This window comes from Streptomyces sp. NPDC020996 (genome assembly GCF_040641355.1).
In the GTDB taxonomy this organism is placed as follows: Bacteria; Actinomycetota; Actinomycetes; order Streptomycetales; family Streptomycetaceae; genus Streptomyces.
On record NZ_JBFADM010000054.1, the window covers coordinates 44,445 to 58,482 of the forward strand.

The following is a 14,038-nucleotide window of genomic DNA, read 5'->3' on the forward strand; positions in this document are numbered from 1 at the left end:
CGCCCGGGCCAACTGGGCGCCTGTGCCTGGGCCCTGGGGTGCCGGCGCGACTTCGATCACGCCACCGATCTCGGTGACATCCCCGCTCGCCGAAGCCGATGGTTGCGGGGTCACCGTGCCCGGGTCTCCCGGCGCCGTCTGCGACAAGTCCACCGTCGCCTGGGCCGCATCCGGCCATGTCGGCTCGGGGAGCGGCTTGCCCACTTCTTCCGCCTGCTGCGCGGGGACCGTGCCCAGGGACTGCGACGGCACCAGCGGCGTCGCATCGTCGTCAGCCGCCGCGGCCTACTGCGGAGAGACGACCGACACCGTCGACAACAGGGCCGACAGGATGGCACCCGCCACCGTGACGGAAAGTAAACGCGCACGCCGAGCAGCCACTTGGACTCCCACCCCGGACGGTCCTGGCGCGTCCGCGCGCGAACCGCAGTCCGATACAAGAATTCGGCTTCCAGGCCGAACCGACCGTGCTCCCCAGCACGGCGACTCGACTCAGCGCAGAAGTCGATCAACGCCGCGAAACAGTAACGACCATGAACATGCTGTGAACAGATGGCCGGGCCAATGGTTGCAGCGATATTGAGTGATCTGCATCACAAAATATGATGGCTGCCGGTCGCGAGGGCCCACCCGCCTCACCGAGCGAAGGCGACGGATCAGCGTGGGCGGCGGTGTCACCGCACCACCCCGCCCGCTCAGCTCCCCGCCATCTCCCACACCAGCACCTCGGCCGACGTCACCCCGACCGCTTCAAGGTCCTCGGCGTCCGTGATGCGGGCCGCGTCGCCCGGGGTCAGGTGCTCGTCGGCGAGGCGGATCTCGCCGCGCACCACGTGTACGTAGACGTACGCGCCGTCCGGGAGGGCCGTCCGCTCGCCCGGTGCCAGGCGGCGTACGTGCAGCATGGCGGTCGCCTCCGGGACGGCGTACGGGGTGGAGTCGGCGATGCCGCGCACGATGTCGTACGACGGGTCGCCGCCCGGGTCCCGGGGGGTCAGCCACATCTGTACGAAGGTGAGCAGCGCGGGGCCGTCGTTGCGTTCGACGTGGCGGACGCCGGCGGCCGCGCTCAGGTGCTGGACGTCGCCGGGGCGGACCACGGTCTCCCGGCCCGTGGAGTCACGGTGCGTCAGTTCGCCCTCGACGACCCATGTCACGATCTCGGTGTGGCTGTGCGGGTGCTCGTCGAACCCGGCGCCGGGGGCGAGCCGTTCCTCGTTGCAGGCGATCAGCGTGCCGAAGCGCAGGTTGCCGGGGTCGTAGTGCGGGCCGAAGGAGAAGGCGTGCCGCGACTCGATGCCGGCCGCCGGGTCGCCCCCTGGGTAGCGCTCCGCAGCGCGCCGTACCTGAATCACGCCCCCACGGTAGCCCCGCCTGCCCAGCGGACCGACCCGCACCCCGCCAGTACATGCGCCCGTCCCGATAAGGCAGTCTTGTCCCCGTGCCCGAACCCGTAACCGGTAAGAACAAAGCCGTAGTGCCCGCCGTCCACCCGCACGCCGCGACCCTGAAGCGGCTGGAGAAGTCCTCCGGGAGTCTCGCCGCGCAGGCCATCGCGCGGATGGACGAGACGCTGCCGTGGTACCGGGCGATGCCTCCGGAGAACCGTTCCTGGATCGGGCTGGTGGCCCAGGCGGGCATCGCGGCGTTCACCGAGTGGTTCCGGCGCCCCGACGCCCCCCAGGCGATCTCCACCGACGTGTTCGGGACCGCGCCGCGCGAACTGACGCGGGCCATCACGCTGCGGCAGACCGTGGAGATGGTGCGCACCACCATCGAGGTCATGGAGAGCGCCATCGACGAGGTGGCCGCGCCCGGCGACGAGAGCGTGCTGCGCGAGGCGCTGCTGGTGTACGCGCGGGAGATCGCCTTCGCGACCGCCCAGGTGTACGCCCAGGCCGCCGAGGCACGCGGTGCCTGGGACGCGCGGCTGGAGTCGCTGGTGGTGAACGCCGTGCTGAGCGGGGAGGCCGACGAGGGCGCCGTGAGCAGGGCCGCCGCACTGGGGTGGAACTCGCCCGAGCATGTGTGCGTGGTGCTGGGGACCGCCCCGGACGGGGACTCCGAGCTGACCGTGGAGGCCATCCGGCGGGCCGCCCGGCACGCCAAGCTCCAGGTGCTGACGGGGGTGCTGGGCGACCGGCTGGTCGTCATCGCCGGCGGCAGCGACAACCCGCTCGCCGTCGCGAAGTCGCTGATCGGGCCGTATGCGGCCGGGCCCGTGGTGGCCGGTCCGGTGGTGCCCGACCTGCTGGCCGCGACCCGGTCCGCGCAGGCCGCGGCGGCCGGGCTCAAGGCGTGCTCCGCCTGGCAGGACGCGCCGCGCCCGGTGCTGGCGGACGATCTCCTGCCGGAGCGCGCGATCGCCGGTGACCCGAGCGCGCGCGAGCAGCTGGTGGAGGAGATCTACAGACCGCTGGAGGAGGCCGGTTCGGCGCTCCTGGAGACGCTCTCCGTGTATCTGGAACAGGCGAGCAGTCTGGAAGGCGCCGCGCGGATGCTGTTCGTTCACCCCAACACCGTGCGCTACCGGCTCCGACGTGTGACTGATGTCACCGGATGGTCGCCTTCTGACGTACGCTCTGCGTTCACGCTGCGCATCGCCCTGATCCTGGGGCGTCTGGCCGATGGAGATCTCCCCTCCTAGAGTTTTGTCGGGGGCCCACAAAACCCCTTGCTGTTCTTCGTCCTTGTCCCCACGGGCGGTCGCGGCCGTCCACAAGAGAGAGTGTGAGAGTGCTCGTACTCGTCGCTCCCGGCCAGGGCGCCCAGACGCCCGGCTTCCTGACTCCATGGCTCGAACTGCCCGGTGCCGCCGACCGCGTCGCCGCCTGGTCGGACGCCATCGGGCTGGACCTCGCCCACTACGGCACCCAGGCCGACGCGGAGGCGATCCGCGACACGGCCGTGGCCCAGCCGCTGCTGGTCGCCGCCGGAATCCTGTCCGCCGCGGCACTGGGTGACATCTCCGAGGTCGCGCCGGGCGCGGTCGCGGGCCACAGCGTCGGCGAGATCACCGCCGCCGCCTTCGCGGGCGTCCTCGACGACACCGCCGCGCTGACGCTCGTACGCAGGCGGGGTCTGGCGATGGCCGAGGCCGCCGCCGTCACCGCGACCGGGATGTCGGCGCTGCTCGGCGGCGACCCGGAGGTGTCCGTCGCGCACCTGGAGAAGCTCGGCCTGACCCCGGCGAACGTCAACGGGGCCGGCCAGATCGTCGCCGCGGGCACGCTGGAGCAGCTCGCCGCGCTGAACGAGGACAAGCCCGAGGGCGTCCGCAAGATCGTTCCGCTGAAGGTCGCCGGCGCCTTCCACACGCACCACATGGCGTCCGCGGTCGACAGCCTGGCCGAGGCCGCCAAGGAGCTCTCGCCCGCGGACCCGAAGGTCGTCTACGTCTCCAACCGGGACGGGCGGACCGTCGAGTCCGGCTCCGAGGTGCTGGAGCGGCTGGTCGGCCAGGTCGCCAACCCGGTGCGCTGGGACCTGTGCATGGAGACGTTCAAGGAGCTCGGTGTCACCGCGCTGCTGGAGGTGTGCCCCGGCGGCACGCTGACCGGCCTCGCCAAGCGCGCCCTGCCGGGTGTGAAGACGCTGGCCCTGAAGACCCCCGACGACCTCGACGCTGCTCGCGAGCTCATCGCAGAGCACGCCTGACAAGGAGCCCGGAGCATGTCGAAGATCAAGCCGAGCAAGGGCGCCCCGTACGCGCGCATCCTCGGGGTGGGCGGCTACCGTCCGGTCCGGGTGGTGCCGAACGAGGTCATCCTGGAGAAGATCGACTCGTCCGACGAGTGGATCCGCTCGCGCTCCGGCATCGAGACCCGGCACTGGGCCAACGACGAGGAGACCGTCTCCGCGATGTCCGTGGAGGCGGCCGGCAAGGCGATCGCCGACGCCGGGATCGCCGCCGAGCAGATCGGCGCGGTCGTCGTGTCCACCGTCTCGCACTTCCACCAGACCCCGGCCATCGCCACCGAGATCGCCGACAAGCTCGGCACGGACAGGGCCGCCGCCTTCGACATCTCGGCCGGCTGCGCGGGCTTCGGCTACGGCCTCACCCTCGCCAAGGGCATGATCGTCGAGGGCTCGGCGGAGTACGTGCTGGTCATCGGCGTGGAGCGGCTGTCCGACCTGACCGACCTGGAGGACCGTGCCACGGCCTTCCTGTTCGGTGACGGCGCGGGCGCGGTCGTCGTGGGCCCCTCCGAGGAACCGCACATCGGTCCGACGGTGTGGGGTTCCGAGGGCGACAAGGCCGATACGATCAAGCAGACCGTGTCCTGGGACCGTTTCCGGGTCGGCGACGTGTCCCAGCTGCCCCTCGACAGCGAGGGCAACGTCAAGTTCCCTGCGATCACGCAGGAGGGCCAGGCGGTGTTCCGCTGGGCCGTGTTCGAGATGGCGAAGGTCGCCCAGCAGGCGCTGGAAGCGGCCGGGATCACCGCGGACGACCTGGACGTCTTCATTCCCCACCAGGCCAACGAGCGGATCATCGACTCGATGGTGAAGACGCTGAAACTGCCGGCGCACGTCACGGTCGCCCGCGACGTGCGCACCACCGGCAACACCTCGGCCGCCTCGATTCCGCTCGCGATGGAGCGGCTTCTGGCGACCGGTGAGGCGAAGAGCGGCGACACCGCGCTCGTCATCGGCTTCGGGGCGGGTCTCGTCTACGCCGCGACTGTCGTTACCCTCCCCTAGGCACTCCGTGCCGGATCACCTCCGATCCGGCACGGGACCAGCAACACCTGCCGCTGACGCGGCGGACGCCAACCCTCTGAATCACTACGAAGGAGCGCCTGACATGGCCGCCACTCAGGAAGAGATCGTCGCCGGTCTCGCCGACATCGTTAACGAGATCGCCGGCATCCCGGTCGAGGACGTCCAGCTGGACAAGTCCTTCACCGACGACCTGGACGTCGACTCGCTGTCCATGGTCGAGGTCGTCGTCGCCGCCGAGGAGCGCTTCGACGTCAAGATCCCCGACGAGGACGTGAAGAACCTCAAGACGGTCGGCGACGCGACCGAGTACATCCTCAAGCACCAGGGCTGAGCCACCCGCTAGGCCTGTTGCCTGCCCCGCCACCCGGCGGTGGCGCCGTACGAATCCTCGTATCCGTTGGAGAAAGAATTCCCGTGAGCCCGACCAATCGCACCGTGGTCGTCACCGGTATCGGCGCAACCACACCGCTGGGTGGCGACGCAGCCTCGACCTGGGAGGGTCTGGTCGCCGGTCGTTCCGGCGTCAAGCCCCTGGAGCAGGAATGGGCCGCCGAGCAGGCGGTCCGCATCGCGGCGCCGGTCGCCGTGGAACCCACCGAGGTCATCCCCCGGCCGCAGGCCCGCCGGCTGGACCGCTCGGCGCAGTTCGCGCTGGTCGCCGCCAAGGAGGCGTGGGCCGACGCCGGTTTCGAGGGCAAGGCCGGTGAGGACCCGAACGTCGACCCGGACCGGCTCGGCGCCGTCATCGCCTCCGGCATCGGCGGCGTGACGACCCTGCTCGACCAGTACGACGTGCTGAAGGAGAAGGGCGTCCGCCGCGTCTCCCCGCACACAGTCCCCATGCTGATGCCGAACGGCCCCTCGGCGAACGTGGGCCTCGCCGTGGGCGCCCGTGCGGGCGTGCACACGCCGGTGTCCGCCTGCGCGTCGGGCGCGGAGGCCATCGGCTACGCCATCGAGATGATCCGCACGGGCCGCGCCGACGTCGTCGTCGCGGGCGGCACGGAGGCGGCGATCCACCCGCTGCCGATCGCCGCGTTCGGCAACATGATGGCGATGTCCAAGAACAACGACGACCCGCAGGGCGCCTCGCGTCCCTACGACGTCGCCCGCGACGGCTTCGTGCTCGGCGAGGGCGCCGGCGTGATCGTCCTGGAGTCCGCGGAGCACGCCGCCAAGCGCGGCGCCCGCGTGTACGCCGAGGCGGTCGGCCAGGGCATCTCCGCCGACGGCCACGACATCGTGCAGCCGGAGCCCGAGGGGCGCGGCATCTCGCACGCCCTGCAGAACCTGCTGGACCGCACCGACCTGGTCCCGGCCGAGATCGTGCACGTCAACGCGCACGCCACGTCGACGCCGGCCGGTGACATCGCCGAGCTGAAGGCGCTGCGGAAGGTGTTCGGCGACGACGCGGACCACATGGCGGTCTCCGCGACGAAGTCGATGACCGGTCACCTCCTCGGTGGCGCGGGCGGTGTGGAGTCCGTGGCGACGATCCTCGCCCTGTACCACCGGGTGGCCCCGCCGACCATCAACGTCGAGAACCTCGACCCGGAGGCGGAGGCCAACGCCGACATCGTCCGCGGCGAGGCCCGCAAGCTGCCCGTGGAGGGCCGTATCGCCGCGCTGAACGACTCGTTCGGCTTCGGCGGGCACAACGTGGTGCTGGCGTTCCGTACGGTCTGACAGGCGCCGCCAGAAGCGTGAAGGGGCCCCCACCGGTCGGTGGGGGCCCCTTCGCGTAGCGCCGGGAGGCGGCGCGGGGGTGTCAGACGACCTGGTGCAGCCAGCGCACCGGTGCCCCCTCGCCCGCGTACCGGAACGGCTCGAGTTCGTCGTCCCAGGGCTTGCCCAGGAGTCTGGCGATCTCCGCCTCCAGGTCCGTCTCGCCGTCCCGGGAGCGGGTCAGGGCGGCGCGCAGGCGGTCCTCGGGGATGAGGATGTCGCCGTGGATGCCGGTGACGGCGTGGAAGATGCCGAGGTCGGGGGTGCAGCTGTAGCGCTCGCCCTCGGCGGTCGGGCAGGGCTCGGCGGTCACCTCGAAGCGGAGCATCTGCCAGCCGCGCAGCGCGGAGGCCAGCTTGGACGCGGTGCCCGGCTGGCCCTGCCAGGAGAACTCCGAGCGCCAGGTGCCCGGCGCGGCGGGCTGCCGGATCCAGTCGAGGCTGACGCGCGTGCCGAGCACCCCGGCGACGGCCCACTCGACGTGCGGGCACATCGCGCGCGGCGCGGAGTGCACGTACAGGACTCCACGTGTCGTCACCGGGACCTCCGGGCAGAGCGGGACATCTTGCGAACTGGCGGACGGCCGTGGCCGGGCGGGCCACGCTGATGGCGAGGCTACCCTGCGACGGCGCGAGGAGTGTGACGTACCGTCGGAGCCGGTGCCGGGAAACGTCCGCCATTCACCCGGCAGGACGCTTGTACGGGTGCCGGTGGCCGCACCGGGTGGAGGCCGGGAACCCGCGCGCGTTGTCATGGAGGGGGACTTTTCTGACGTCGACCGAGGGGATCAGCAGCGGATGCGCAAGCCCAGCCGCCGGTCACGGACCGTACTCGCCGCCGTGACGGCGGCCGTCCTCGGCGTCGCCGGGTGCGACGCCGCCGGTGGCGGCTCCGCCGGGCAGGACGGGACGAAGGCGCGGGCCGCGAAGCCGTCGGCGCGGCCGGCGCCGGTGTGGGACGTCAGCCCCGCCTCGATCGCGGCCGTCGGCGACTCCATCACCCGCGGTTTCGACGCCTGCGCGGTGCTGGCGGACTGCCCGGAGGTCTCGTGGGCGACCGGGACCAGTCCGCAGGTGGACAGTCTGGCCGTGCGGCTGCTGGGGAAGGCGAAGGCGGCCGAGCGCAGCTGGAACTACGCGGTGACCGGGGCGCGGATGGCGGACCTGCCCGGGCAGATGGCGCGGGCGGTGACGCGCAGGCCGCAGCTGGTGACGGTGATGGCGGGCGCCAACGACGCCTGCCGGGCCTCGACCGACGCGATGACGCCGGTGGCCGACTTCCGCGCCGACTTCGAGGAGGCGATGGCCACGCTGCGCAAGGCCCTGCCGAAGGCGCAGGTGTACGTGTCGAGCGTGCCGGATCTGAAGCGGCTGTGGTCCCAGGGGCGCACCAACGCGCTGGGCAAGCAGATCTGGAAGCTGGGCCTGTGCCCGTCGATGCTGGGCGACGCGGACGCGCTGGACTCGGCGGCGACGCTGCGCCGGGACACGGTCCGCAAGCGGGTGGAGGCCTACAACGCGGTGCTGGGGGAGGTGTGCGCGAAGGACCGTCGCTGCCGCTTCGACGGGGGCGCGGTGTACGCGTACCGGTTCGGCACCGGTCAGCTGAGCCACTGGGACTGGTTCCACCCGAGCGTGGACGGGCAGGCCCGGCTGGCGGAGATCGCCTACCGGACGGTCACGGCGAAGAAGCGGTGACCGGTGCCCGGCGCTGAGCGCTCCGCCGGATGTGCCGCGTCGCGCCTGTGCGTCGGCCGCGGCGCCGTCGTGGCCGGTCGCGCGGTTCCCCGCACCCCCCGGCTGCCCGGCCGCGGCGCACTTCGCCGACCCGCTTAGGATTCGCTCATGAACGAACACTTCGGCACACTTCCCGACGGCACACCGGTGCACCGCTGGACCCTGGAGCGGTCGGGCGTACGGGTGCGGGTGCTGTCGTACGGCGGGATCGTGCAGTCGGTGGAGGTCCCGGACCGGGACGGCCGCGCCGGGAACGTGGTGCTGGGGTTCGCCGGCCTGGACGGCTACCTCGCGCACCCGGAGCCGTACCTCGGCGCTCTGATCGGGCGGTACGCCAACCGGATCGCGGGCGGCCGCTTCACGCTGGACGGGGTGACGTACGAGCTCGCGCTCAACCCCCCGCCGAACTCGCTGCACGGCGGCGAGCGCGGCTTCGACAAGCGGGTGTGGGACGTCGTGCCGGTGGAGCACGGGGTGCGGCTGAGCCGGGTCAGCGCGGACGGCGAGGAGGGCTTCCCGGGCCGGCTGGAGGTGTCCGCGACGTACACGCTGGACGCGTCCGGCGCCCTGCGGATCGCCTACGAGGCGGTGACGGACGCGCCGACCGTGGTGAACCTGACCAACCACAGCTACTTCGGCCTCGCCGGCTCGGGGTACGCGGGCGGTCACGAACTGCGGGTCGCCGCGTCCCGCTACACGCCCGTCGACGAGCACCTGATCCCCGCCGGGCCGCCCCGCGAGGTGGCCGGCACCCGCTTCGACTTCCGGCGGGCGCGCGAGGTCGGCTCCGGGTACGACGTCAACTTCGTGCTCGACGGCGGGGTGACCGAGGCCGCCCGGGAGGTCGCCGAGCTGTACGACCCGGTGTCCGGGCGGGTGCTGACCGTCTCCACCACCGAGCCCGGCCTTCAGGTGTACACCGCGGACCACCTGGGCGAGCCCTTCTCCCCCGGCGCGGGCGTCGCGCTGGAGACCCAGCACTTCCCGGACTCCCCCAACCGCCCGGACTACCCGACGACGGTGCTGCGGCCGGGCGAGGTGTTCCGTTCCGAGACGGTGTACGGGTTCGGGGTGCGCTGAAGCGGGTCCTCCGGGGGGGCCGGGGGCGGTACGAGCCCCGGCCCGGGGGTCAGGTCCCGGGCCGGGGCTGCTTGGGGAGACTTGTCCCGGATCAGACGTTAATCGTCGCCGTGATCCTGCGGTCCGCTATCGAGCGTCCGACCTGGATCTCGTACGAACCCTTCACAAATGTCCAGGCTCCGGTCTCCTCGTCCCAGACCTCGAAGGCGCGGCGCGGGAGCGTGACGACCGCCTCGGCCGTCTCGCCGGGAGCGGCCGTGACGTCCGCGAACCCGGCCAGCCGGCGGGCGGGGCGGCCGGCGTCGGGCTGGGCCGGGGCCAGGTAGACCTGCACGACCTCGCGACCGGGGCGCTCGCCGGTGTTGCGGACGCGGACGGTGGCCGTCGTACCGTCCGCCGTCCCGTCCACGTCGACGGACTCGTACGTCCAGTCGGTGTAGCCGAGGCCGTGGCCGAAGGGGTACGACGGGGTGCGGCCGGCCTTCTCCCAGGCCCGGTAGCCGATGAAGACGCCCTCGGAGTAGCGCAGTTCACCGTCGGCGGGGGTCACCTGGGTGACCGGGGCGTCGGCCAGGGAGCCCCAGGTGGTGGGCAGCCGCCCGCCCGGCTCGTGGGCGCCCGTGAGCACGTCCGCCAGGGCAGCGCCGCCCTCCTGGCCGGGGAACCAGGTCAGCAGCACCGCGGCGACGTCCTCGCGCCACGGCATCTCCACCGGGGAGCCGGAGTTGACGACCACGACGGTGTCGGGGTTGACGGCGGCGACCGCGCGGACCAGGTCGTCCTGGCGGCCGGGCAGCGCCAGGTCCTTGCGGTCGTAGCCCTCCGACTCGACGCGGTCGGTGGTGGCGACCACGACGACGGCCGTGTCGGCGCGGCGGGCCGCCTCGACCGCCTCGGCGATCAGTTCGTCGGGGTCGCGCTGCGGCTCCTGGTGGGCCAGGGCGAAGCCGACGACCTTCATGGGCATGTTCTCGGGGAAGGCGACGACGTGGGTGAGGGAGACCTCGACCGTCTCGCCCGCGGTGAGTTCGGCCTCGGCGCGGGGCACGGGGGCGCCGAAGAACGCCTCGAAGGGGTCGTCGTCGTCGGCGGGGCGCTGGACGTCGTCGTAGTACGTCGTGCCGTCGACGACCAGCCGGAAGGCGCCCAGGCCCTTGACGCCGAAGGTGTGCGTGCCGGTTTCGCGGGGGGTGAAGGTGCCGGTCAGCTCCACGGTGTGCAGGTTGTCGTGGGTGACGCCGTCGGGGAGGTCCGAACCCATCCACTGGATCAGGCCGTTGGGGGCCGAGCCGGTGCCGACGACTTCGCCGTCCGCGTCCCGGCACACCGCGCGCAGCTCGAAACCCTGGTCGGCGACGGCGAGTTCGGTGTTGGGGTCGGCGCCCACCGCGTACTCGACGGCGCCGTCGGGGAGGGCGGCGGTGAGGCCGTCGAGGGGGGAGACGATCCGGGCCGGGAAGACGGTCGCGGAGCCGCCGCCGAGGACGCGGGCGTCGCGGGCGGCGGCGCCGATCAGCGCCACGCTGCCCGGCTTCAGGGGCAGGGCGCCGCGTTCGTTGCGGACCAGGACGAAGGAGCGGCGGGCGATCTCGCGGGCCAGCGCGCCGCCGTCCACGGTGTCCGGCAGTTCGGTCACCGCGGGTTCGGCGCCCTCCAGGACGCCGACGCGGGCGGCGAGCCGCAGCACGTTGCGGACGGCGTCGTCGACCGCGGACTCCTCGACCTCGCCGTCGCGCACGGCCTGGGCGAGCGGTGCGCCGTAGACGGTCTGCGGGCCGGGCATGGCCACGTCGAGGCCGCCCTCGATGGCGCCCTTGGTGGAACGGGCGGCCGTCCAGTCGGAGACGTTGTAGCCGTCGAAGCCCCATTCGCCGCGCAGGACCTCGTTCACCAGGTAGTGGTGCTCGGTCATCGTCGTGCCGTTGACCGTGTTGTAGGCGGTCATGATGCCCCAGGGGTGGGCGTTCTCGACGATGATCTCGAAGGGGGCCAGGTACAGCTCGCGCAGGGCGCGTTCGCTCACCAGGTTGTTCACCGTGAAGCGGTCGGTCTCGGCGTCGTTGGCGACGTAGTGCTTGACGGTGGTGCCGACGCCGCCCGACTGGACGCCGGACACATAGCCCGCGCCGATCAGTCCGGTGAGGTACGGGTCCTCGCTGTAGGCCTCGAAGTGGCGGCCGCCGAGCGGGGAGCGGTGCAGGTTGACGGTGGGGGCGAGCAGCACGTGGACGCCCTTGCGGCGGGCCTCCTGGGCGAGCAGGACGCCCGCGCGGCGGGCGAGCCGCGGGTCCCAGGTGGCGGCGAGGGCGGTCGGGGAGGGCAGGGCGACGGAGGGGTCGTCGGCGGTCCAGCGCACGCCGCGGACGCCGATCGGGCCGTCGGACATGACGAGGGACCTCAGGCCGATCTCCGGCAGGGCGGGCAGGGACCACATGTCCTGGCCGGACAGCAGCCGGGCCTTCGCGTCCAGGTCCAGCCTGCCGAGGGCCGCCTCGACGACCGCCTCGCGGGCCGCGCGGGCCGCGTGGGCCTCCCGCGTCTCGTCGGCCGCGTCGGTCTCGCCGGCGGTGTCGGCCTCGCCGGCGGTGTCGGCCTCGCGGGCCTCGCCGGCCGGAGGGGTTCCTGGGGTTCCCGCCATCGCGGTGCCTCCTCGTTGAAGTCCGTGCAGTGCCCCCATCGTGCATCGGTCACCTGTAGAGCGGTAGGTTTCGTTATCTTGCTGTTACATTCAGGGTGGGCGGATGACATACCGTGACCCCATGAACGCCAGGGTCAGGAGCGAGGAACGGCGCGGCGAGATCGTGCGGGCGGCGCTGGAGGTGATCGCCGAGCGCGGCTACCGGGGCGCGAGCCTGGCCGCGGTCGCCGAGCGCGTCGGGCTCACCCAGCAGGGGTTGCTGCACTACTTCCCGACCAAGGACGCGCTGCTCGTCGCGGTCCTGAAGGAGCGGGACCAGTGGGACGCGCTGCCGGACACCCGGTGGCGGGTCGATCTGCTGGCCGCACTGGTGGAGTACAACGCGATGCGGCCCGGCATCATCCAGACCTTCTCGGCGCTGCTCGGCGAGAGCGTGACGGAGGGGCATCCGGCGCGCGAGTACTTCACCGAGCGGTACCGCAGGGTGCGCGAGAGCATGGCCGCCGTCCTGCGCGCCGAGTACGGCGAGCGGCTCCCGAACGGCCTCACCCCGGAACGCACCGCCCCGCTGCTGGTCGCGGTGATGGACGGCCTGCAGTACCAGTGGCTCCTGGACCCGGAGTCGGTGGACATGCCGGGGGCGTTCCGGGACTTCCTGGCACTGCTGGGCGAGTCATGAACGTGCGCGCTACTGGCGCCAGATCACGGCCAGCGCCTTGCTGACCGCGCAGACCAGGGCGAAGGCGATCGCCCATGCCACGGCCCCGGCAGCGAGCAGCGCGGCCACGCCGGCCCCGAACCAGAGCAGTTCGAAGCCGACGCGGACCGCGCCGTGCGTCGCGTGCGGCGCCTTGCGCGAACCGAACCGCCCCCACAGCACGATCAGCCCGGCCGGGGCGCCCAGGCCCAGCAGCCACGCCAGGGGCGCCGCCACGTCGCGGGTGAAGCCCCAGTAGCCGACGGCGGCGAGAGCACCGAGCTCGATGAGGAACAGGACGCCCAGGTTCGCTGCCTTCATGGGCGGCAGTATCACCTGCCCGCCGGGACCGCCGCCACGATTTCCACCTCGATCAGCGCCTCCGGGCGGAACAGGCGCGGGACCTCGAAGGTCATGCTGGTCGGGGGCGTGCCGGTGAGGAACCGCCGCCGTACGGCACCGTATTCCCCGAGCCGGCCGATGTCGGTGAGGTAGGTGCGGATGTTGACGATGTCCGCCAGGGTCGCGCCGTGCGCCGTCAGCAGCGCGTCGAGCGTCTCGAACACGCCCCGGCTCTGCTCGGCCAGGGTGTCGCCCTCGGCGATCTGGCCGGAGACGAACAACAGGGCGCTGCCGTCGGCCTGTTCGACGCGGGCGACCTGGGAGTAGTAGGGGCTCAGGGGCTGGGGCGCCGACGCGGGACTGTCCAGGGTGACCTTCACGGCGCCCCGCCTTTCACGTGCTTGTCCATGGCCTTCTCCATGTCCTTCTCCATGGCGTCGACGCTAGGCGGGCGCGTGTGATGCGACAAGCGAATGTCTAGCATGGCATCCATGCCGAACTCGCATGCCCCGGAAGGGATTCCGGACGTCTCGACGGTCTGGCTGCGCGTCTTCCTCGAGGTGGCCCGGCACGGCTCGTTCACGCTCGCGGCGCGGGCGCTCGGCTGGACGCAGTCGGCGGTCTCGCGGCAGATCTCGTCGCTGGAGGCGGCGCTGGGCGGCGGGCCGTTGTTCGACCGGCTGCCGCGCGGGGTGCGGCTGACGGAGGTCGGGCGGATCCTCGTACCGCACGCGGAGGCGGTGGCCGAGGCGCTGCACGGGGCAGGGCGGGAACTGGCGGCGCTGCGCGAGGCGGCGGACGGGCGGCTGCGGTTCGGCGCGTTCGCCACGGCCGACGCGGCGCTGGTGCCGCACGCCCTCGCCGCGTTCCGCGCCCGCCACCCCCGCGTGCGGATCTCCCGCGAGGAGGGCCGCACGCCCGCGCTCCTCGGCCGACTGGACGCGGGCCACCTGGACCTGGCGGTGGTCTCCACGACGGGCCGCGCGCCGCTGGAGGCGTACGAACTGCACCATCTCCTCGACGAGTCGCTGTACGTCGCCGTCGCGGCCGGGCACCCGCGGGCCCGGCCCGGCGGCCCCGGCCCGGGCGGGGTAA

The 14,038-nt window shown here is 72.6% G+C and carries 14 protein-coding genes; 9 read left to right on the plus strand and 5 right to left on the minus strand.

The window, feature by feature from the left end; translation table 11 throughout:
• Positions 1-695: 695 nt before the first annotated feature.
• A complete protein-coding gene (locus AB0G63_RS29605; RefSeq protein WP_360756370.1) occupies positions 696-1,352 on the minus strand; it encodes a pirin family protein in 657 nt (218 codons plus the stop codon).
• An 89-nt stretch (positions 1,353-1,441) separates the two neighbouring features.
• On the opposite strand from AB0G63_RS29605, the gene fasR reads away from it, so the two are divergent.
• The 5 genes from fasR (at position 1,442) to fabF (ending at position 6,411) form a co-directional block, all read left to right on the plus strand.
• Positions 1,442-2,647, plus strand: a complete 1,206-nt coding sequence (gene fasR, locus AB0G63_RS29610) for a fatty acid biosynthesis transcriptional regulator FasR (protein WP_360756334.1) — start codon at positions 1,442-1,444, stop codon at positions 2,645-2,647.
• An 89-nt stretch (positions 2,648-2,736) separates the two neighbouring features.
• Positions 2,737-3,657 (plus strand): ACP S-malonyltransferase, encoded by a 921-nt coding sequence (locus tag AB0G63_RS29615; protein ID WP_360756337.1) that lies wholly within the window; start codon positions 2,737-2,739, stop codon positions 3,655-3,657.
• Positions 3,658-3,672: 15 nt separating this feature from the next.
• Positions 3,673-4,704, plus strand: coding sequence for a ketoacyl-ACP synthase III (locus AB0G63_RS29620; RefSeq protein WP_360756339.1), 1,032 nt, complete (start codon positions 3,673-3,675; stop codon positions 4,702-4,704).
• 103 nt (positions 4,705-4,807) lie between these two features.
• Positions 4,808-5,056 (plus strand): acyl carrier protein, encoded by a 249-nt coding sequence (locus AB0G63_RS29625; RefSeq protein ID WP_030040115.1) that lies wholly within the window; start codon positions 4,808-4,810, stop codon positions 5,054-5,056.
• Between the two features lie 83 nt (positions 5,057-5,139).
• Entirely contained in the window at positions 5,140-6,411 is a 1,272-nt protein-coding gene (fabF, locus tag AB0G63_RS29630) for a beta-ketoacyl-ACP synthase II (protein WP_360756342.1), read from the plus strand.
• Between the two features lie 82 nt (positions 6,412-6,493).
• Here the strand turns inward: fabF and AB0G63_RS29635 are convergent, their stop codons facing one another.
• Entirely contained in the window at positions 6,494-6,988 is a 495-nt protein-coding gene (locus AB0G63_RS29635) for a DUF3145 domain-containing protein (protein WP_324789764.1), read from the minus strand.
• 259 nt (positions 6,989-7,247) lie between these two features.
• Between AB0G63_RS29635 and AB0G63_RS29640 the strand changes: the two genes are divergently transcribed.
• On the plus strand, positions 7,248-8,147 hold the full coding sequence (locus AB0G63_RS29640; RefSeq protein WP_360756347.1) for an SGNH/GDSL hydrolase family protein: 900 nt from the start codon (positions 7,248-7,250) through the stop codon (positions 8,145-8,147).
• 147 nt (positions 8,148-8,294) lie between these two features.
• Complete coding sequence (locus AB0G63_RS29645) at positions 8,295-9,266, plus strand: aldose epimerase family protein (RefSeq protein WP_360756349.1); 972 nt, start codon at positions 8,295-8,297, stop codon at positions 9,264-9,266.
• A gap of 91 nt (positions 9,267-9,357) precedes the next feature.
• Here AB0G63_RS29645 and AB0G63_RS29650 read toward each other — a convergent pair whose 3' ends face one another.
• Entirely contained in the window at positions 9,358-11,904 is a 2,547-nt protein-coding gene (locus AB0G63_RS29650) for a glycoside hydrolase family 3 C-terminal domain-containing protein (protein WP_360756352.1), read from the minus strand.
• Positions 11,905-12,007: 103 nt separating this feature from the next.
• On the opposite strand from AB0G63_RS29650, the gene AB0G63_RS29655 reads away from it, so the two are divergent.
• The gene (locus AB0G63_RS29655; RefSeq protein WP_360756355.1) at positions 12,008-12,583 is read left to right on the plus strand and encodes a TetR/AcrR family transcriptional regulator; all 576 of its coding nucleotides are present in this window, start codon (positions 12,008-12,010) and stop codon (positions 12,581-12,583) included.
• Positions 12,584-12,592: 9 nt separating this feature from the next.
• On the opposite strand, the gene AB0G63_RS29660 is transcribed toward AB0G63_RS29655, so the two are convergent.
• Together AB0G63_RS29660 and AB0G63_RS29665 are read right to left on the minus strand one after the other, a co-directional pair.
• Positions 12,593-12,922: a YrdB family protein gene (locus AB0G63_RS29660; RefSeq protein WP_360756357.1), complete on the minus strand. Its 330-nt coding sequence runs from the start codon at positions 12,920-12,922 to the stop codon at positions 12,593-12,595.
• An 11-nt stretch (positions 12,923-12,933) separates the two neighbouring features.
• The gene (locus AB0G63_RS29665; RefSeq protein ID WP_360756360.1) at positions 12,934-13,323 is read right to left on the minus strand and encodes a RidA family protein; all 390 of its coding nucleotides are present in this window, start codon (positions 13,321-13,323) and stop codon (positions 12,934-12,936) included.
• Between the two features lie 111 nt (positions 13,324-13,434).
• On the opposite strand from AB0G63_RS29665, the gene AB0G63_RS29670 reads away from it, so the two are divergent.
• Positions 13,435-14,038 (plus strand): LysR family transcriptional regulator (locus AB0G63_RS29670; RefSeq protein ID WP_360756362.1); only part of this gene is annotated, 604 nt, incomplete at its 3' end.